This is a genomic window from Lentzea sp. NPDC051208, from assembly GCF_040682435.1.
GTDB lineage: Bacteria > Actinomycetota > Actinomycetes > Mycobacteriales > Pseudonocardiaceae > Lentzea > Lentzea kristufekii.
This window is the reverse complement of record NZ_JBFBAW010000023.1, coordinates 106,381-125,330: the sequence shown is the minus strand read 5'-3', so window position 1 is coordinate 125,330 and position 18,950 is coordinate 106,381. Positions and strand designations below refer to the sequence as shown.

Genomic DNA, 18,950 nt, shown 5'->3' with positions numbered 1-18,950 from the left:
CGATGGCCGCGAAGACGTACTTCGGCTGGAAGTGGATGTCCGCGATCACCGGGATCTGCGACTTGCGCGCGATCGCCGGCAGGGCGTCCGCGTCGCCCTGCGAGGGGCAGGCGACCCGGACGATGTCGCAGCCCGACGCGGTCAGTTCCGCGATCTGCTGCAACGTCGCGTTGACGTCCGCCGTGAGAGTGGTCGTCATCGACTGGACGGAGACTCCGAACTCGCTGCCAACACCGACCTTGCCCACCATCAGCTGCCGGGTCTTGCGACGCTCCGACAGCACCGGAGGCGGCAAGGCAGGTGTCCCGAGTGGAACAACCATGTGATTCTCCTGTCACGACGGGACTCCCGCCTGCGCAGACGTTGCGTGGCAAGCGCGTTTTTCCATCGTGAGGTTCCCGGCGAGTGCTGTCCTGCCCTGCTGGTCGGTCCTCCGGGCAGCGACCGAGCAGTTCGTTCGCGCACAACCGAAGCACCAGGCGTGATCAACGCCGGTCAGCCGAAGGGAGATGTCCTGTCGCGTCACTCCCTCCAACGCACCTTGATCGTCCGGTCCGCGTCCACGACCGCCGCCCTGAACGCCTCACGGTCCTGATTTCCCTCAAGTGGGGTGACAGACAACCGGACCGATCGCTTTCTCGTGAGGGGTCCTTGTTCACACGCTTCGCGAGCCAGCCCGTCCCGGTCCCACCGGACTCCTTGACCGCCGCGAAACGCACGACGGCGAACTGGATGCGGCTGACCGGATCGTCCGTGTGGGACGCGATGACAACCTTGTCCCGGTATTGGGTGTAGTGGTGCGGGGTGTCCACCGGCAGTGATGCCAGTGCTTCCTTGAACCCGGCCCCGATGGACGTCAGGTTTCCGTAGATCGTCCACATCAGCTGTTTGCCACTGCCGAACTTGCTGATCGCGTCGAACACGACCTGGAACCCCGGCAGACCAGGGATGTCGAAGGAAACGCCGGGCTTCCTCCGCGCCGAGTAGAACGTCGACGCCGGAACCTCCGGCAGGCCCAGTGAGTACAGGGCGGACATCCCGGCATCGCGCGGCTTCGTCTCCGTGACGAGCTCGCCGTCGATGTCGAAGGCGAACTTGACGAACGTCTCCTCGGAGGCCTGGCCGCTCCCCCGTCCTCCACCTTCGCCGGTTGATCCGTGTGCATCTGCGGCCCCGGCTTTCGTCGCGCCCAGTCGCGGAGCGATGTGACGGATACAGTCGTCGAAGAACTCCCGCACTTTGGCCTCATCGGAGAGTGCCTGCTGCTCCAACTGCTCGTCGGCGGCAGACGCCTCCTGGTGGAGGCGTTTCGCCTCCCGCTCGGCGAACTCCATCCAGGTGTAGAAGTTCAGATGAGCCCCATTGGTCACTTCCTGGAGCGTCTCCACGAGAACTGCGTCGTCACGCACGCCGAAACGCTCTGCGGCGCTCAAAGCGAAGACGTTGTCCGGCACCTCTGCGGTGAAGCGGTTGTCCAGCCCCAGCATTCCGTTGACCCGAGCGACGTCGTGATGTTTCCACAGTGCATCCAAGATCGTGCGGCCCTTGGCATGCATTCCGAGCTCGAAAACGGGGCCTTCCGCGGTTTCGCTCACCTGCGGGCCGTCGAGCGTGTCCATCCGCAGGGAGTGCACGGCGTCGTCGAGAATCCTCAGCATCGGCAGTCGGGTCTCGAGTTCGCACAGGGTCTGGTCACGGGCCGGATTTCGCGGGTCGCGCAGCCACGCAGAGAACACCTCCATGAGCTGCTCGCTCTTGCGGAGGTCCTCGGGTTTCGCCCACTGCAGCCATTGCAGCCACTGTGCGTCCAAACCGCCGAGATAGGGGTGTTCTGTCCAGACCATCGTCAGCTCCTTCGCTCAAGCAGTACGGCGCGCGTCCTCCGCAGCCGTGGACACAGCGTCGGCAGCGATGAAATCTCTGTCCAGCGCGTTCGGGCGACAGCGTCCTTTTCAGCCCGATGAGGCAGCGAACAGCAGGGGCGCGGTTACCCATGAGTGCGAAGCAGGGACCGTGTCCTCGCCCTCTGTCATCGCCCGGACATCAGCACAGGTTCGCTTGTGCGGTGCTGCAGGAATGGCCCAGGCACCAGGTGAAGCGGCCACGATCACGCCGTATTGCGGATCGCGTGGTCATCGGACAAGCCGTCGCACGATGACGGTTCGCGGTCGAGCGCCGAAATCGCGCCCCTACGCCTTCCGTGCAGATCCCGGCCGGTCGACAACGGTCCAGTGGCAGACTCGCACAGACGCGTTTTGTCCTCGAAGTTGGGAGGATCGCCCGCGCGACAGACGCTTCGCGAGCGCGACCCAGCATGCCCGTCCTGCCCGCAACGGTGCCCTCCTCGCCCATGAACGCTGCCCCGCCGAGGCACCTGACCTGGCCCGAGTCTCCGACCAGAGGGAGCTTCATCCGCCACTGTCCGCAGCAGACGATGGTGTCGGCAGCCGAGCGGTCGGCATGAGCTCACTGTCCACAACCGACGGAGGCACCATGACACACACCGACCCCGAAGTGGATCAATACCGCGCACACGTCGAAGAAGATCTGATCTTCATGCGCAGCTCCTTGAGCGGCCTGCAGCGCCTCACCAAGTCGAGCGCAAATCTCCCGCTCTTGATGAGCCTTGCACCCGAACTCAGGGGCGTGTTCCCCGAGCTCGCCTTCCGGGCCGCCGCAACAGACACGACGGGCATATACAAAGGACTTTGGTCGGAATACAGCCACAACCTCATCGCCAAGTTCGACGGTCTCCTTGATTATGAAAAAGTGTTCATGGGGGACCCTGACGAACTGAAGAAGCTCTACGGCGGGACGGACCAGGACATCGAACCGACCGGCCAGAACGTCAATGAATCAGCGAACGAAGCAATCGCGAAGCTCTCGGCATGGGTGGACGAGACCCTGGCCGACATCAGGAAGCAGTTGAATGCACTGACAGCCGACGCGAACACCGAACTACCACACGTCGCATACGCCAAAGAACACGGTTTCGTGGTGGTGATCAGCAGCAAGGACGCGCACCACCACGCAAGAGGTGAGCTCCCCTGGGATCGAGTGGTCAGCGTTCTGGGTCTCGACGACCGGCTGGAAGCCGTGGCCCACGTGGTGGTGACCACGGGGTCACCCGAGCCGTTGACGCCGTGGGCCTGGCTTCGCATCGACGAGGCCACGAGCCGACTCGCCGTGCACGCACACTCACCTCGCATCGACGAGGTCAACGAGCAGGTCTGGAACAGCCGCGAAGGCGCCCCGCGGAACACCCCGGACGTCGGCTACCCCCATTTCGAGTTCGTGCAGAAGGACACCCTCCTGCTGCTCTCCCAGACCGACAAGCCCTATCCCGAGCTTCCCGGCCTGCGCGACCTGATGGCAGAGATCTCGGATGTACAAGGGACGATGCACAAGATCGGCGTGCACAGTCGGCTACATCCGACGCGGAGGTTGTATCTGTCGGTGCAGCCTCTCCGTGACGCCGGCTTCATCGCCGAGTACGTGCGGAACACACTCGGGAGCAAGCGGACCATCATTCAGGGGCTCGATGAGGTACCGCAGCCGGGCGAGAGCCCTCGCGAGGCATCACCCTCCCGATCACGCCGCAAAGAGGGCAAGCGTCCAGCAGCTGAGGCCACGGCACAGGGGATGTCATTCCAAGAGTTCTGGATGAACGCGGGTCCAAACACCCAGAAGCGCTTCCGCCAGTTCTGTGACAAGGCACAGGCCAGCGAAGTCCTTGACTTCTACGATGCAGTGCTGAGGTATCAAAAAAATTCCACCCCGGAAGACGCCAGCCTCATCTACACGACCTATGTTGTTGGAGATCGTGCGATCAACATCCCCCACAGCACGAAACGAGAACTCGCGGCAAGATTCGAGGGCCAGTCACAAGTCTCAGAACCGGCTGTGTTCAACAAGGCACTCCGCAGCGTCCGAGAAATGTTGGACGACATGCTCCGGCAGTTCAGCTCTCGTACAAGGCCAGGCAGCTCCCAGTGAGGGAGCACCGCGACGTGACGGACCACCCGAAGCCACCGAGGTTAGCTCCAAGGTGGGTTCGGGTGGTTCGACGAACACGGCGGCCGCGGATCCAGACGCCAGGTCCGACCGGGAATCCGTGCCAGGTTCACCGGCTCCCCGTGCGCGCCGAACGGCGGCTCGTGCCCACCGGCCCGCCGCAACCACCTCCGCCGAAACCCACCGAGAGATTCACCGCAGCCTGCCCAGTGGTACGGCGAGCTCGCGCTCTTCACGAGCGAGATGGGCCAGCAGAACATCGGCCAACAGGTCCACCGAGCGCTGCAGCTCGGCCATGCCGTCCGGCTGCGTCGCGGCAGCCACCAGCGCGGCGTCGACCCGGTCGAGCACCGCGGCGATGACGTGGTGCTCGACTTCCAACTGGTCCAACACCGGAGCGATATCGGGATCGACTCGCCGCAGCCGGGGGAAAAGTGCGTTGTCCTCGATCATGTGATGACTTGTGACAGTCCGGCAGAAGGCTGTGCAATGTGCCCCGGCCCGCCAGTCGTGCCGCCGGACACTCATCCCGTTGATCATCGCCCGTGCCTGACCGCCGTCCGCCCTCCCTCCGACGACGTCGGCGATCATCGTCCGCAGGTCCGCCAGTTCCCGGCGGAGATGATCGTGCACCTCGGCGAGATGGCGGCCGTGAGCGGACGCGCGCAGGGCGGCATCGTCCCCTGGCTGGGCCGGGGACTCGGCACGTTCGCCGTAGGGCGACCGAGTCGGCGTGTCCGGGGATGACGACGAGATGTCGTAACCCCCAGTGCCTCCGTGGTCAGGCACATCCTCACCTCCTGACACGCTCGGACACGCGCTTCCGCGTCTCCTCGCTGCCGGCTGACTAGGCGGACGCGGACCGAGCACCGGCTGCGAACGCGGCCTGGTGGCTGTGCAAGCCCATCGCCAACGACACGGAACGCCGGCTCAGGATTTCGGTGTAGGCCTTCACCGTGGCGAGGTTGTTCCAGCTGCCCTGGAGTTCCGTCGCCAGCGAAAGCCACGTCACCGGCACCACTCCGAGCTGCGTCATGCGCAGGACCGCCATTTGGTGGGCCTCGGCGGTCTCACCCGCGGACGCGTCGGTGACGAGGTAGACGCTGTAGTTCCGCTGAAGAGCACCAAGTGCGGTCTGAAGAACGCAGCCCTCCGTCATGAGTCCCGCGATGACGAGGTTCTGCCGCTTCGTCGCAGTGATCGCGGATTCGAACGCCGTCGTCCGGAATGCGTCGAAGTTTCCTTCGCGCACGATCACTTCATGATCACCGATGGCCTTCGCCAGCTCGCCGTAAAGCGGCCCGGAGGGCTTGTCGTCAGCGCCGCCGGTCACGATCAAAGGCACCTCGAACGCCTGCGCCGTCTCCGCGAGTGCCACAACGTTGTTCACGTGCGCGGCCACCTCATGGGACCGAAAGAGGTTGGCGAACCCCACGCCGTGATCGATCAGCACGATCGCACTGTTCTCCGGGGTGAGCGGCTGGTTCAGCATATCTTCTCCCGTTTTCACACTTTCTGGCGACCGACCGAAGGGCCGTCACCGCGGACGACCCAAGTTTGGGTCGGCACCGCGATCCCCGGAAGAACGCACATTTTTCTGCGTCAGTTCCCTCCCGGTAACCGTCGAGGCGGACAAGCAACGATTCGTTCCAGCGGTACGATTGGCGAACGAGCGAGCATTCGCTCGGTCGCATGGACTCAGGAGTGCGCCATGGTCGCCAAGCCACCGGACGACCCCTCGTACCGGCTGAACTGCCGGACCCGGGAATTGCTGGGACGCATCGGTGACAAGTGGTCACTGGGAGTGCTGCACCAGTTGATGGACGGCACGAAGCGGTTCACCGAGCTTCGCCGCGAACTCCACGGAATCAGCCACCGCATGCTGACCGTGACCGTGCGTGCCCTGGAACGAGATGGTCTGGTACGCCGGACGGTCCACCCCGTCGTGCCGCCTCGCGTGGACTACACCCTCACCCCACTCGGCGATACGCTCGCGACGCATGTTAACGCTCTGATGGCCTGGGTCGATGACAACATCGTCGCTGTCGATACGGCGCGAGCACAGTTCGACAAGCAGGAAGGCTGTACCGACACACCAGCCGGCTCTCCGACGGCCGCGGCCCAGCCCTCCGGAAAGTGGTGCTCCGATGAGCCAGCCCCGGCACACGCCCCTCTCCGACGCGCTGGTGGGGCGCGCTGACGAACGCGACCTCATCGGGCGGCTCAGCTCGACGACGCTCGAAGGTCACCCGTCGGTGCTCGTGCTTCAGGGCGACCCAGGCATCGGCAAGTCGGCGCTGCTGCGAGCGTGCCTGACAGACCTTCAAAGATTCCGCGTCGTGACGGTCTCCGGTGAACCGGCGTACGCACACGATCCCTGGTCGATGCTCGACCAGCTCGAGGCGAAACTGGGGCTGCCGTCCACCACGGCGAGGACGACCTTCGCCCGCGGCATGCACTTCGTCGACTCGATGGGCGTGATCGAGCAGTCCAGCGCTGTCGCGATAGCGATCGACGACCTGCACTGGTGTGACACCGAGTCGCTGGACGCGCTGGCGCTGGCACTGCGCAGGTTGTCGGACGGCGACCAGGTGCTGGTCGTGGCCACGTGCAGGCCACCTGTCGATGGTTTGCCCGAAAGCTGGCGTCGCATGATGAGCCAGACCACGAAGTGCCGGGTCGTCGAGCTGGGCGGGCTGAGCGTGGAGCACGTGGCAGCACTCGCGCGAGCCGCCGGTCTGCGCCTTCTTCCGCGCGACGTCGAAGCGCTGCACAAGCACACGGCCGGCAATCCGCTGCACGTCCGAGCACTGCTCGATGAAGCGTCCGAGAGATCACTCAAGAGTGGTGTGCATTCACTCGCACCGCGCGAGTACGCGCAACTCACCACCGACCGGCTTGCCGGCCTTCCGGCCGACGGGCGTGCGGTGGTCCAGGCACTGAGCGTGCTGCGTCGGCGTGCCTCATTACCGGAACTGGCTCACGTCGCCGACGTCGAGCACGTGCATGAGGCCGTGCCCGCCGCCGCGGCAGCCGGGCTCGTCCAGTGGGACAGGTCAACGGTGTCCGAGCGGGTCACCTTGGCGCACCCCCTCGTCGGCGCTGCGGTGACATCCGCGATGCCGGTGCCCGTACGGCGGGCGATGAACGCCAGGGCCGCCGAGGTGTCGAGCGGCCGCTCGCAGATGGAGCATCGCGTGGCAGCGGCTCCCGCGAGAGACGCCGCCCTCGCAGCTGAACTGACCGAGAGGGCCGAGGCGGCTCACCGAGCACGAGAGCACGACCTGGCCGCACTGTACCTGCACTGGTCGTCCGACCTCGTCGACGACCAGGTGCTGCGCGAGAGGTGCCTGCTCGACAGCTGCTACGAACGACTGCTCGACGGTAACCACCAACCTGTGGTCGACATGCTCGGCGACATCAACGACCTGCCGGACAAGCCACGTCGCAGTCTGGTGCTTGGAACGCTCGCCACCCAGCTCGGCAGGCCCGAGGAAGGCGCGGAGCGCCTGCGGTCCGCTCTCTCCCGCACCGATCCGGAGCAGGACCCGACGCTGCACGCGAGGCTCGTTTGCGAACTGGGCTGGGCCCTCTACTACAGCGGCAGTTCCGGTGAGGTGATCTTCGAGGCGATCGCACCGCTGGCCGGTGCCGAGGTCGACGACCCGTACGTTCAGGACAGCCTGGCGGGCCTCACGACGATAGCGCGAGGCACACTGCTCGGCGTCCTCACCGCGATCGAGGAGTTCGGCCGCCTTGGTGTGCCGGACTCGCCGCGGGACGCCCCGCCCGAGCTCGCCGAGGTGCTGTTGCTGCGCGGATGCATGCGGTGGGGCGGACTCGGCGAGCACGACACCGGCGTGGACGATCTCACCGAGGCCATCGACAGGTTCCGGCTGGGCGTGCCGTCGCGGCTCATCGGCTCCGGCTACGCGCACCTCGCCGGTTCGACGTGGTTCCTCGGCGACTGGACACGCGCCGAGCACTACGCGGCCCTGGCACAGGACACCGCCGGCGTCGGCGAACTGTCCTCCGCCAACTCGTACGCTTCCTTGGTTCCCTCGTGCCGAGGGGAGTCGGCACGGGCACGTGCGTACCTCGACGCCGCGTTCGAGGCCCTGGACCCGGCGCCTCATCCGGACTGGAGCGTCTCGTGGTCGATCGGCATGATCGTGCATTGCCACGCGACAGAAGACACAGCACTGCTCCGCCAGCACATCGACGGCAGGATCATGAGCGTCGGACTCCACCGCATCAGCGGTGGAGGGTGGCGGGCCTGGCTCGTCCTCGTGTTCATCCACGGATACCTGCTCGCCGGTCAGGTTTCGCGCGCAACCGCACTCATCGAGGACCTGGCACTGGATCCGCACACCGCACCGTGGGTCGGCATGCTCGAAGGCTGGCTGCGTGGGTCGGTGGCCTGGGCGAACGGAGATCTGCGGCGAGCCGAGGAGAATTACGAAGCAGCGCTACGAGTGGCAGTGGACCACGCGTCGGAGGCGCCGCTGTACCACGCCCACCTGCTGGCCGACCACGGTAGATTGCTGGTCGCCACCAACCATCGCCGGTCGGGCATCGAGCAGCTGCGCAAGGCGCACGGGATCTACGAGAAACTCGGCGCCCGGCCCTTCTGGGCGCAGACCAGACAGGCTCTGGTCGACACGGGATTGCGCGTGGGTGAACAGACAAGCAGGAGTTCCCCGTTGTCGCTCACCACGCGTGAACGCGACATCGCGTCCTTCGTCGCCCGGGGCTTGACGAACAGAGAGATCGCTCAGCAGTTGTTCGTCACGCAGAAGACCGTCGAGTACCACCTGGCCAACGTCTTCGCGAAGTGCGGCATCAACAGCCGCCGCAAGCTCCGCGAGATGGCTGACGCCTTGCTCGCCGGCTGACGCGGCATCGGTTCACGAGGACAGTTCAGCGGTGCGCCGGCTTCACGTACCCTCCCGATCATCATTCCGGCCGATCGGGGAGTACAACTGTGCGCATCGGGTTGCAGCTCGTCGAGTTCAATCCCGCAGGCGGGCCTGCCACAGTGGCCGTGCACCTGCGCGACGTCGCCGTTGCCGCAGAGCAGACGGGCCTCGACGGTCTGTGGTTGCTCGACCACTTCTTCCAGATGCCCGCGGTCTCCGGCGGTGCCGGGGACCCGATGCTGGAGTGCTACACCACGCTCGGGTATCTGGCGGCGGTCACCGAGCGCATCCAGCTTGGCCCCCTTGTGGCAGGTGTCGCCTACCGCCACCCCGGGGTGCTGGTGAAGACCGCTACCACCCTCGACGTGCTGACCGGTGGACGAGCATGGCTCGGCGTCGGTGCTGGCTGGTACGAGCGCGAGGCAGTGGGGTTGGGCATTCCCTTTCCTTCGTTGGCCCAACGCTTCCGCCTGCTCGAAGACACCGTGCGGCTCGCACGGCACATGTGTGTAGAGCCGCAGCCGGGACCGTTCTCCGGTGCCGTCGTCGCCGCCCCGGAACCGTTGAACAGTCCTCAACCGGTGCGCGAAGGCGGACTTCGCCTGCTCATCGGCGGCGAGGGCGAGACGAAGACCCTGCGACTGGTCGCGCGATACGCCGACGCGTCCAACTTCGACGCGGGAGGATCGCTGGCCCAGTGGCGGGAGGAGGCGCACGACCGCTTCCGGCGCAAGTTGCGGGTGCTGGACGAGCACTGCGCTGACGCGGGACGCGACCCCGCCGAGGTGTTGCGCACCGCCAACATATCGGTCGACTTGGCCAGCGGTGGCGTAGGGGCATTGCCGCAGATCGTCGACGATCTGCTCGAACTCGGCATCGGTCAGCTGAACGTCAACTTCCGGTCCGGCTGCGACACCGCTGCCGTCGAGGCGTTGGGGACCCTGGCCGGCAAGATGCGATGAGCATCGACCGCACGAGATGCTCCAGGCATCGCCAGCCACTCACCGCAATCGAACCGCAGCGTGCGAGGACGGAGACAACGGAAGAATTGAGGAACCCAGGGTTTTTCCCTGGGGTGCTGCCAGACTCCCAGGCGCAGAGTGATTTGAACCACCTTCAAGTTGTGGAGATCACTTCGGGAGAGGACCTGCCATGCGCAACCGAAACACCGTTCGTCGAGTGAAGATTCTTGCGACCACCGCTGTCGGCGGTCTGCTGACAGTGCTGGCGCTGAGTTGGTCCCACACCGCACTGGTGGTGGACGCGCCCGGTGACACGTCAGCCGCAAACGTGCAGATGCAGGCCTGGGGATACCCCGGCTGGGGAGGGAACGAGCCCGCCTTGACCGAAATCTTCTGAGCACGTGCATCGTGCGTTGCTCCGGCATGACATTTTCCGGAAAAAGCACCTCTGTCGGCGCATGCGACACGCAAAGCTGCCTTTTCGGGCTTTCTTGAAACGTTCTCGGCTCCAACAGCGCATTCTTCCGGCGTTAACGGTTACCGTGCGCCTGCATCCCGAGAAAGTCAGCAGCGCTCACGAGCGAGCCGCGCTGAAAGTGAAGAGGAGCCGCCCGAACGATGCGCGAAAGAACAGTTTTCACCGCTGCCCTGCTGGCCGCCGCGTTGATGGGCGTGACCGGCCAGGCAGGCGCCGCGACACCAACTGGCACGATCACGCACCACGATCAGACTGGCACGAGAACGTGCTTGGACAGCCCCGACCACGCCGACGAGGCCAGTGGCACCCGCGTCATCCTCTGGGACTGCCACGGCGGCGCCAACCAGCAATGGGAGTTCGTCAAGGAGGCCGGCACCGGGTTCTTCGACTCTGACCGGACCGGCGTCTTCCGGATCGGCGGAAAGTGCCTCGACGCTTACGGCGGCTCGACCGCAGCAGGTACGCCGGTCATCCTGTGGGACTGCCACGGTGGGCCGAACCAGCGGTGGACCCACTACGGCCTGCGCGGCCTCATCACACTGGCCGGTACCGGATCGAGCGCATGTCTCGTGCGAGCAGGCAGCGGCACGCCCGTGAACGGGACGCAGCTCGTGATCGCACCGTGCGAGCCGCGCAGCGGCGCGTGGGAGCTCGGCAGCGCATTGCTGGCCCGCGGCTGAGTGCCATGAAGGGCGCTTTTGTGAACGTGACGTTCACAAAACGCCCTTCATGCCGTGCGGGCACCGCACCTTGCGGGGCAGAACCAATATCGGCGTATTCGCGGGCCCTGACCTGAGGCGGACGGAGGCGCCCTTCATCCCGAGCTGAGGGCGGCGGACGGAACTTCCGGCAGGACGCTCAGCGGCAAACTGTGCCGGGCGGATCGAATGCCAGAACTCACCGTGATGGACGCGGACCGCACCGGCCGGTTCCCACGCCGTCAGGTGCGGTCAGTTCACGAACCGGGGCCCGATCCCAGCGCGGGATTTCCGTTCGCGGCCTCAGGGTGTCAGCGCGGTGCTCACCGCGATGAGGAACTGCTGGTAGATCTCCTCCATCCGGTTCGTCGCGACGACGTAGAGCTGGACCGCCTCATCGCGCACCGATGGGGCGCCGTCCACCGACTCGTCGTCGGGGACCGACCGGGCGTTGGTGCTCGCCGCCTGGGCACGGCCGATCGCCGCATCGAGGTCCGCGACGAGCCGTGCGGCCTCGACATGTCCGAGACTGCGTTCCCGGCAGAAGTCGACCAGTTCGGTGGCGAACACGTGGCTGGAGTTCCACCTGTCGCAGAGGTGGAGCAGGTGGTACAAGGTTTCGTCATCGCGGGCGCCGTCCGCGGCGGGTAGGTACGCGCTGTAGAACCACTGGGTGAACACCTCCGCCCACAGCACGGCCTCCATGGCGTCCTCGATCGAGGCGGGCGGTTGCTTGCCCCGGATGTCCCTGTGGTTCCGCTCTGTCAGCCAACCTCCGCGCACGTGTTCACCAACCGCCTGGTGGTACTGCTCGACACGGCTCATCGCGGAGTTCTGATCGTGCTGGTAGTGAGACGGCGCCGTCTTCTGGAAGTCGGCCCACGTCTCGGTCACCCAGTCCTCCAGCTGTGAGTTCACCGCCATCAGTTGTGCCAGCACGGTTTGTGGCAACTCGTTGTGGAGATAGCTCAGCGCGGCCAGCGGATCCTTCCTGCCGAGCCTGAGTATCTCCGCCGCTTTGGTGTCGAGTTCGTCGTGCGCAGAACTGTCGAGTGCGACCACGGGCTCGCCTCTGCGGTCGCGTTTGATCGCCTTGTCTGCATCTCTGGCGAACCGCGGCATACCCGTCTCGAGCCTCATCGTGTCGAGGCCGGTGTACGACTGGCAGATCAGCAGATGGATCTCGTCGTGCTCCGGGTAGAGTTTGAACAGGCCCTCGCAAGACTTGTGGTGCGACAGCGGACGCCGACGGTCGTCCTCCCACTTCTTCAATCGCAGCAGACATCGCGTCGGCGTCGTGCACAGCATGGTGTTCGACTGGACGAAGTGGGCAGTCCCGTCGAGCCCTTTCGCGAGCGCTGTGAGGTCTCCCTGCAAGTCGTCGGTGTCGAGGGGACTCACTTCCCAGTTCAGCAACGAGCGGCCGGCCCGTGCCACGACGACACCGGTCTCGGACCCCCCCGAGCTGAGAATCAACCGCACCGTGCCGGCGCTCAGCGTCTCCCCCGGCTTCGCGTAGCTGTGGACGGTGGTACCGGCCGGCACGAACGTCGATCCGCCGCCGGCCGTGCCGCCGTGGCCTATCACGTACAGCTTGCCCATGGCGCCTCCTTCTACGCGATGACGGGCTTCGTCACACCAGCATGAGTTGCCGAGCCGGTGCGGCGACATGCGACTGGGCAGATGGCAAGGCAGGCATGGTTGCCTTTTCAATCGCCGGATCCACAGGCAACCTGGCATCGCCGCATCAGTCCACTTCGGACTTGATGATCCCTTCCACGCCGCAGGGTGGAGACTGCATCGTCGGGCAACCGAAGAGGCAGTTCTGCCTGCCTGGTGAGCGGTCCGCCGCGACCGGATGCAAGACCTCGCGAGGGACCACAATGCAACGGCGATCCACAGATCGACTTCTCATCGATGAACACGGAGCGATTGAGCGATGCAGCACGACTGGCCGGACTCGGAAATCGGTGCACTGGCCGAAGAACTCGACATGGACGAGCGCGAAGTCCAGGATGCGGTCGAGGAGAGGTGGACGAAGTTCACGACCAACGCGCTCGGCGCCGAGACAGCGGTAGCCGAGTCCCTGCGGCTATCCGGTCTGGTGACGACCTACAGGTCCGCGACACCGGACACGGCCGCGGCCGCGCAGGGCGGTGACGTCGCTTACCGCCGGTACGCCGAGGAGCGGACTGTGACGGCGCTGGAGCAGTTGAAAGCCGAGTTCACACAGCACGCGCGCGAATTCGGCCGACACGCCGAGGAGGCGTTCAGGACGTTGTCGAACTACCTCGCGATCTTCAACCGGGACCAGTTCCCCGGTGCGCGCACGAGTCTTGACCGGCTCGAGGCGAGGTTGCGGCAACTGCCCCGATGAACACCCGCGTGGTCGCGAAGTACATCCAGGCGGACGGGCCCGTTCGACTGTGAGGATCACCGGCTGCCCTTGCCGCGACCAAGCGCCCTCACCTTCGCCATCCGCCGCGCGAGTCCGGCGGCGAGTCGTCCGGCCACCGCCGCCGCCTCGGCTTCCTCCGGCCCGCTCGGGCGAGCGACCTGCTCGCGCACCGGCGGTCGCTCTCCGCCGGCACCGGACCGCGGTGTCGAGGACGTCACCGCGACGGCCCGGTCGTTGTCGCTTTCGAACACGACTGGGCGATCGGAGATACGGCCGAGCAGGTCGATGAGATCCGCTCGGAAGTTCACCGGGCAACCGATCACCTGAATCGGCGCGGTGCGCAGTGCCTTGGCTTTCAGCACGTGCAGGCGCCCGATGACCTCACGCCCCGGCACCGCCCTCCATGCCGCCAACGTGTCGCCGGTGTGGGTACCGACCATCAGCAGTGGCGTGCCCGCCTGGTAACGCAGCCGGAAGTCGAGGTAGTCGCCCTTCATCTTGCGCTTCCAGAGCGCCTTGTTGGTGAGGTGGATCGTGTGCAGCTGATCCGGCGTGAGCTCTGGCCCTGCGGCTGGTGAGACGACGGCGGAGCTTGGCACGATACTGCTCGAACGGGGCCCTTCCGCCGGCTTTCGGTTTCGCCGCCACGTCGGCCACGATCGCTCTTGTGCCCACTCCTCGTTGAACCCTTCGTAGTCGAGGCTCGCCGCTGGACCCGCTGTGAGGGGGACTCTCGGAGTCACGTAACCGGGAGCGGTGAGATCCGGTCGATGGTTTCCCTCGCGATGCCGATTCCGGCTGCGCCGGTCAGCGGAAGCCTGGGCCGTCGCGCTCGCAGCCGACTGGCCCGATGATCGCGGTGAGGTGAGCCGCGTCGACGCGGCGGGCAAATCCTGCAGTGGTGCGACAGGCTGGATGCCGCGCAATTCATCCGCCAATGCCGGAGCAAGCGCCGGGTCCACCCGCGTCTCACCGAACTCGCGCAGGATCAGCTGAACCTCTGCAACGGCATCGTCGCGCCAGCCGGTCCAGAAGGACAGAGGTGCGTTGATCACGGTCCACACCGCATCGCTGAGCTCGTGCAGCCTCCGCTGCAGGTCGTCCACCACGGGAAGAAGGGCGGCGAGGTCGTCGCTGGTGACGCCGAAGCAGGTGAGGACGACAGCGTCCACGTCGTTGTCGATCCTGCCCAGGGCCTGACGGAACTCCGCTGTGGCGGACCCCTCCGGCACCAGTTGTTCACACCGTCCGAGGACCTCGCGCCAGGTCTGCGAGAAGTCGTCTCCGACAAGTCCCCATAGGCGCGCGAGAGCGGAATCGGGTTGCGGATTCATGGTGAACTCCCCTGCTCCTCAGCTCCGTCGTGCCCATCATGGGCTGACGCCCCAGACGTCTGACGGCCCACGGGCCGGAAAACAACGCATCGTTCGGTGCACGTTCGAGCACCGTCCACCCGTCGAAGCGGTGAGCACCCATCGGGTTCCCCGCGTCTCGAACGAAGCGGTCCGTGGTGGATGTGGGCGACGACCCGGGGGTGATGTGCCGCCGCCCACGTCGGGCCGCGCGCACTACCGCCGTGCGCACGGCCCGTTGACAACCACTGTGCCGGTGATCGGCGCCTGCGCACAGAGACGACCGGGCATCCTTCCGGTCACTGTCGCGTTGCCTCTTCGGGCCTTCCTCCATGCGCAGAACGACGTTCACAAGCCACGAACCTGACGCTTGACGCTGTGGTGGGTCGAGGCTTCACAGGGATGCGCCATGCCGATCACGCCGGCGGGACGGCACAACGCGAACTCGTTGAGCGAACAGCACGACACCAGCACGACCCTGTCTGCGGCTTGGGGGCGCCAGAGCTCGACACTTCCGCCAAGGCACCGGGACTGGCGGAACCAGGTCGGAACGCCTGGTGCACCGGCACTTCACCATCCCAGCCAACCGATACCGGCATCACCGCTGCATGATCGTCTGCTCTTCCGGACGAGGACCGAGCCGTCGCCCGCCTGTCCAGCGCGGACCAGGCCATGCGGTCTTTCTCGGCGTCCGTGGAGATCGTCGACGAGGTGGCGTCGCACATGGGGCCTGGCGGTTACTCGTTCCACCAGGCTTCTGAGGCGCTCGTGATCCGCTTGCAGCAGGAGGTGGGGTCACGGCTGCACGAACTGGGCATCGTCGGCGCCTCCTCGGTTCAAGAGGTGCTCCGTGCGTTCGACGCTTCCGTCTCGCCCAGCGACCAAACGTGACGACACCGCCGGAGCGAGCGGGACGGCCGAACCGACGGGCGCCCGCTCCCTCCTGCCGGATCAGACCAAACCGCGAAGTGCCTGGCGCGCGGTCAACAACCGGCGGACGCGTTCATCGTCCAGCGCCCGCAGCCACCGGGAGAACTCATCGCGATTGCGCAGTACGCATTCGTCGAAATGCGCGCCGTACGCGGGGATGCGGTTGAACCACTTCATGACACCGGTCAGCTCACCGAACATGCTGTCGCTCATCAGCTGGAACACCGCCGTGATCTCCTCGTCCTTGACGTAGGACAGCAGCCGCCTCGCCCGCAGCCAGTCGTCGAACCAGTCGTTGCGGCCCAGCACCTTCAGCACGTTGCCGTTGAGCCTCCTCACGTCCGCCTCCGCCTGGCTGATCATGGCCGTATCGCCTGAGGAGAGACGCTCCCAGAAGTGCTCGGCAATCCGCTCGGCGGCCGCGGCGTCCACCCGTCCGTCCGCAGCCCGGTCCAGATCGGCCAGAACACGAGCACGCCTGCGATGTGACCAATCGCGCTGGATGGCCGCGCGCCCGAGCAGCGCACGGGCGACACCGTCACTGGCCCGTGCCAGACAGGCGAAGAATCGATCCGGACGAGACGCGGCCAGCGCGTCGAGGGTCCTGCCCCATCCCGGCGTCCGCTCGAGCCAGATCATGACCTCCGGCAGCACGTCCGCGGACTCCTCCAGGTGTCGGAACAACCGATCCATGTCGCCCGTCCGCGCGTCGGCGTACTTCACGAGCCACTTCGCGACGACCCTCGGCTGCGTCGAGTCGGGCCCCTGGTTGGCCTTCAGGCGATCCCTGTTCTGCCGTTCGTGCTCGATCGTTCCCTCGGGATCGTCCACCCGATCGGCAGCGACGAGCTGCAGGCGCGGACGTTTGGCAAGTGCGACGCTGACCGGCTTGGACGCTTTCTTGGTCACCCAGGTGTAGAAGCTGTCCGGATACCTGTCTGCGACGCGGTCCAACGCCTCGCCGTAGGACGGCTGGCGGTCCAGCCACTTCACGATCTCGTCGATGTCGCCTGCGTTGGCGTCCAGGTGACCGAACAGCTGGTCCAGGTCGCTCGCATCCGCGTAGTACTTCACCCAACGTGCCAGTTGCCAGCCCTTGATGAGGGTCCTGCTCCACAGCAATGCCTGCACTCCCTGTGGTAGGGCGTCGTACTCGTTCTCCGCCTCCTGCACGTGGCCGTCGTGTAGCAACTTGTTTAGCTTGCGGACAAGCCGCCTGAGTTCTTCTGTGGTGGCGTCATATCGCGTAGCGACATGGTCGTTCCTGTTCTCGTCACTGAAGGAACCGTCCACATATGAACCGCGGCACGTCACCAATGCGACACGATTGTCGTGGGCGAGAACCTGGCCGAGCACGCCGGTACACGTGTGCGTGCCGAGACTGCGACAGCTGACGGCATCGTCATCATCGGACTCGCACAACCGTATGCCGTCGTGCAGATCCGTGCCCACCCACCAGATCGGAACGTCGCTCTCCTGCGCAACCGAGTACCACGCCATCATGAACTCGTCGTCTTGGGCGCTGAGCCGGTAGTTCTTGATCCTTGCCGGGCCTGTGACCTGATCGCCGGGTTCACCGCACTCGTCCAGCAACGCGAGCAACGCCACCCCGCTACACAGCCGCACGGTGTGCGCGGTGTACATGACGATCGTCACGCCGTCCGGGACGAATGTCTCGCTGCCATCAGGGTCGACTCCGTGACCCTTCACGATCGCCGTCACGACCTACCTCCACGAGTTCGGGGTCACCACGCCCTCATGGTGCAGGCCCCAGGACTACGAGGAGGGAGTCACCAGCGAAGCGTCCAGCGCACCAACTCGAGCACGATCGGGCAACGCGGAACGCCGTGAGGGGGGCGACCACAGACCCGCCCCCTCCACGACCACGGCTCCGGCACAAGACAGTTCAGAGCGCGATGACACTGCCCTGGTCGTCGACGCGATCGGCGGCCTCGTCATCTAGCCACCTGCCCTGTTCGGCGAGATAGCGGAACCGGTGCTCTCCCGGTGGGAGGGTCACGGACACCGTGCGCTTCCCACCACGTCGCGGCAGCAGTTCATGAGTGCCAGGGCACCAGCCGTTGAAACTGCCCACGACGCTCACCCTGCCCGGAGGTTCGTCGGTGGGCAGTTCGAACGTGACCTTCACCTTGGAGCCGAAGAGGCGAGTTCGTCGAAGCATCGATCTCCTCACTTCCGATGGGTTCGGGCCCAGCACGCTAGCGACGTCCGCGATGATCGGCAGTGTGAACGCCGGTCGCGTCGGCGGGCAGCGGGGATCAGCTGCCTGAGGCTTGCTGCTACGGCGCGGTCCAGATCCTCTTCGCCGCCCAGGCCGCGAACGTCGTGGTTCCGGGCGTCGCAGGAGCCGCTGCGGGCGGCGGAGCACCCTTGCTGCGAGCCTCGTACAGTGCGGCAACGCCGTTCGCGGCCTCGGCACCGAGGTGAGGTGTCGTCATCTCGGCGTGCTGCGCGGGGGTGATGGCGCGATACCGCACCGGCCGTCCGGCCGCCGCGGAGATCTGTTCCGCGACCTGCGCGCCGGTCAGGACCTCGGGGCCGGCGACCACGACCAGCTCACCGGTCTCCCCCCGCAGCGCGCGGGCGATCACCTCGGCGAGATCGTCGATCGCCACCCAGGGCAGCGGAACCTGCTCGGGCACCGGGTAGGAGACCACTCCAGCGCCGTTGATCTCGCTGAGCTGCCACGGCTCGGCCAGGTTGTCCATGTAGGGCCCGCCGGGCGCGACGACCACGGCGTGGCTGACGTGGCTGGCCAGTCCGGTCGCCAACGTCACCCTCGCGTCGACGTACGGCACTCCGATGGGCGCTGGGGCGAGAGGACCGTTGGCGTTGAAGACCGCCCGCGGCACCCCAGCTTCCTTGAGCGCGGCGAGCACGGTCTCGGCCTGGGCGACCGCGCGGTCGGGGTGAAATTCGAGAGGCAGCTGGACCACGACCGCATCCGCGCCTTGGTAGGCCTTGACGAGCGACTCACCGTGGAGCAGGTCGGCGGCCACCCTCTCCACCGAGGCGGGCAGCGAAGCTGAACCGGGCCGACGAACCGCGGCGCGAACGTGGTGCCCGTCGGCCAGCAGGCGGCGCACGACCGGGGCACCCTGTGTGCCGGTAGCGCCGTGGACGACCACGGTGAACGGGTTGGACATCAGAACTCCTTGGTTGGGATCGAGCCTTTCGA

The 18,950-nt window shown here is 66.0% G+C and carries 17 protein-coding genes; 8 read left to right on the top strand and 9 right to left on the bottom strand.

The annotated features are described in order from the left end of the window. Together AB0M48_RS39085 and AB0M48_RS39080 are read right to left on the bottom strand one after the other, a co-directional pair. Positions 1-322: flavodoxin-dependent (E)-4-hydroxy-3-methylbut-2-enyl-diphosphate synthase (locus tag AB0M48_RS39085; protein WP_363852287.1), on the bottom strand; the 322-nt coding region annotated here is incomplete at its 3' end. Between the two features lie 163 nt (positions 323-485). Next, positions 486-1,844, bottom strand: a complete 1,359-nt coding sequence (locus tag AB0M48_RS39080; protein ID WP_363852284.1) for a hypothetical protein — start codon at positions 1,842-1,844, stop codon at positions 486-488. Between the two features lie 649 nt (positions 1,845-2,493). Between AB0M48_RS39080 and AB0M48_RS39075 the strand changes: the two genes are divergently transcribed. Further along, entirely contained in the window at positions 2,494-3,996 is a 1,503-nt protein-coding gene (locus AB0M48_RS39075; RefSeq protein WP_363852281.1) for a regulator of G-protein signaling domain-containing protein, read from the top strand. 210 nt (positions 3,997-4,206) lie between these two features. On the opposite strand, the gene AB0M48_RS39070 is transcribed toward AB0M48_RS39075, so the two are convergent. Next, positions 4,207-4,647 carry a hemerythrin domain-containing protein gene (locus tag AB0M48_RS39070; protein WP_363852299.1) on the bottom strand — a complete coding sequence of 147 codons (441 nt, stop codon included), beginning with the start codon at positions 4,645-4,647 and terminating at the stop codon, positions 4,207-4,209. Positions 4,648-4,861: 214 nt separating this feature from the next. Continuing rightward, the gene (locus AB0M48_RS39065) at positions 4,862-5,506 is read right to left on the bottom strand and encodes an isochorismatase family protein (RefSeq protein WP_363852278.1); all 645 of its coding nucleotides are present in this window, start codon (positions 5,504-5,506) and stop codon (positions 4,862-4,864) included. A gap of 219 nt (positions 5,507-5,725) precedes the next feature. Here AB0M48_RS39065 and AB0M48_RS39060 point away from each other — a divergent pair, with 219 nt between their 5' ends. The 5 genes from AB0M48_RS39060 (at position 5,726) to AB0M48_RS39040 (ending at position 11,053) form a co-directional block, all read left to right on the top strand. After that, complete coding sequence (locus tag AB0M48_RS39060) at positions 5,726-6,214, top strand: helix-turn-helix domain-containing protein (RefSeq protein ID WP_363852276.1); 489 nt, start codon at positions 5,726-5,728, stop codon at positions 6,212-6,214. After that, a complete protein-coding gene (locus tag AB0M48_RS39055) occupies positions 6,162-8,909 on the top strand; it encodes a LuxR C-terminal-related transcriptional regulator (RefSeq protein ID WP_363852273.1) in 2,748 nt (915 codons plus the stop codon). The genes AB0M48_RS39060 and AB0M48_RS39055 overlap by 53 nt, the downstream gene beginning before the upstream one ends. Positions 8,910-8,998: 89 nt before the next feature. Then, a complete protein-coding gene (locus AB0M48_RS39050; RefSeq protein ID WP_363852270.1) occupies positions 8,999-9,895 on the top strand; it encodes a TIGR03560 family F420-dependent LLM class oxidoreductase in 897 nt (298 codons plus the stop codon). 190 nt (positions 9,896-10,085) lie between these two features. Further along, the gene (locus AB0M48_RS39045) at positions 10,086-10,292 is read left to right on the top strand and encodes a hypothetical protein (protein WP_363852267.1); all 207 of its coding nucleotides are present in this window, start codon (positions 10,086-10,088) and stop codon (positions 10,290-10,292) included. Positions 10,293-10,513: 221 nt separating this feature from the next. After that, positions 10,514-11,053, top strand: a complete 540-nt coding sequence (locus AB0M48_RS39040; protein ID WP_363852264.1) for an RICIN domain-containing protein — start codon at positions 10,514-10,516, stop codon at positions 11,051-11,053. A gap of 321 nt (positions 11,054-11,374) precedes the next feature. On the opposite strand, the gene AB0M48_RS39035 is transcribed toward AB0M48_RS39040, so the two are convergent. Then, on the bottom strand, positions 11,375-12,673 hold the full coding sequence (locus tag AB0M48_RS39035) for a putative adhesin (RefSeq protein ID WP_363852261.1): 1,299 nt from the start codon (positions 12,671-12,673) through the stop codon (positions 11,375-11,377). Positions 12,674-13,010: 337 nt separating this feature from the next. Here AB0M48_RS39035 and AB0M48_RS39030 point away from each other — a divergent pair, with 337 nt between their 5' ends. After that, entirely contained in the window at positions 13,011-13,448 is a 438-nt protein-coding gene (locus tag AB0M48_RS39030) for a hypothetical protein (RefSeq protein ID WP_363852259.1), read from the top strand. Positions 13,449-13,504: 56 nt separating this feature from the next. On the opposite strand, the gene AB0M48_RS39025 is transcribed toward AB0M48_RS39030, so the two are convergent. After that, complete coding sequence (locus AB0M48_RS39025; RefSeq protein WP_363852257.1) at positions 13,505-14,803, bottom strand: hypothetical protein; 1,299 nt, start codon at positions 14,801-14,803, stop codon at positions 13,505-13,507. Positions 14,804-15,493: 690 nt separating this feature from the next. Between AB0M48_RS39025 and AB0M48_RS39020 the strand changes: the two genes are divergently transcribed. Beyond that, positions 15,494-15,712, top strand: coding sequence for a hypothetical protein (locus AB0M48_RS39020; RefSeq protein ID WP_363852254.1), 219 nt, complete (start codon positions 15,494-15,496; stop codon positions 15,710-15,712). 60 nt (positions 15,713-15,772) lie between these two features. On the opposite strand, the gene AB0M48_RS39015 is transcribed toward AB0M48_RS39020, so the two are convergent. The 3 genes from AB0M48_RS39015 to AB0M48_RS39005 all read right to left on the bottom strand — a co-directional run bounded on the left by AB0M48_RS39015 (position 15,773) and on the right by AB0M48_RS39005 (position 18,918). Then, entirely contained in the window at positions 15,773-17,461 is a 1,689-nt protein-coding gene (locus tag AB0M48_RS39015) for a putative adhesin (protein WP_363852296.1), read from the bottom strand. Between the two features lie 196 nt (positions 17,462-17,657). Beyond that, positions 17,658-17,933 carry an isoamylase early set domain-containing protein gene (locus AB0M48_RS39010; RefSeq protein ID WP_363852252.1) on the bottom strand — a complete coding sequence of 92 codons (276 nt, stop codon included), beginning with the start codon at positions 17,931-17,933 and terminating at the stop codon, positions 17,658-17,660. A 118-nt stretch (positions 17,934-18,051) separates the two neighbouring features. Then, positions 18,052-18,918, bottom strand: a complete 867-nt coding sequence (locus AB0M48_RS39005; protein WP_363852249.1) for an NmrA family NAD(P)-binding protein — start codon at positions 18,916-18,918, stop codon at positions 18,052-18,054. Positions 18,919-18,950: the final 32 nt, after the last annotated feature.

Excerpts from the sequence above, each read along its gene's own strand:
- AB0M48_RS39080 (WP_363852284.1), bottom strand. The coding sequence starts at position 1,844 with ATGGTCTGGACAGAACACCCCTATCTCGGCGGTTTGGACGCACAGTGG.
- AB0M48_RS39075 (WP_363852281.1), top strand. The coding sequence starts at position 2,494 with ATGACACACACCGACCCCGAAGTGGATCAATACCGCGCACACGTCGAA.
- AB0M48_RS39065 (WP_363852278.1), bottom strand. The coding sequence starts at position 5,506 with ATGCTGAACCAGCCGCTCACCCCGGAGAACAGTGCGATCGTGCTGATC.
- AB0M48_RS39060 (WP_363852276.1), top strand. The coding sequence starts at position 5,726 with ATGGTCGCCAAGCCACCGGACGACCCCTCGTACCGGCTGAACTGCCGG.
- AB0M48_RS39055 (WP_363852273.1), top strand. The coding sequence starts at position 6,162 with ATGAGCCAGCCCCGGCACACGCCCCTCTCCGACGCGCTGGTGGGGCGC.
- AB0M48_RS39045 (WP_363852267.1), top strand. The coding sequence starts at position 10,086 with ATGCGCAACCGAAACACCGTTCGTCGAGTGAAGATTCTTGCGACCACC.
- AB0M48_RS39040 (WP_363852264.1), top strand. The coding sequence starts at position 10,514 with ATGCGCGAAAGAACAGTTTTCACCGCTGCCCTGCTGGCCGCCGCGTTG.
- AB0M48_RS39035 (WP_363852261.1), bottom strand. The coding sequence starts at position 12,673 with ATGGGCAAGCTGTACGTGATAGGCCACGGCGGCACGGCCGGCGGCGGA.
- AB0M48_RS39030 (WP_363852259.1), top strand. The coding sequence starts at position 13,011 with ATGCAGCACGACTGGCCGGACTCGGAAATCGGTGCACTGGCCGAAGAA.
- AB0M48_RS39025 (WP_363852257.1), bottom strand. The coding sequence starts at position 14,803 with ATGAATCCGCAACCCGATTCCGCTCTCGCGCGCCTATGGGGACTTGTC.
- AB0M48_RS39020 (WP_363852254.1), top strand. The coding sequence starts at position 15,494 with ATGCGGTCTTTCTCGGCGTCCGTGGAGATCGTCGACGAGGTGGCGTCG.
- AB0M48_RS39010 (WP_363852252.1), bottom strand. The coding sequence starts at position 17,933 with ATGCTTCGACGAACTCGCCTCTTCGGCTCCAAGGTGAAGGTCACGTTC.
- AB0M48_RS39005 (WP_363852249.1), bottom strand. The coding sequence starts at position 18,918 with ATGTCCAACCCGTTCACCGTGGTCGTCCACGGCGCTACCGGCACACAG.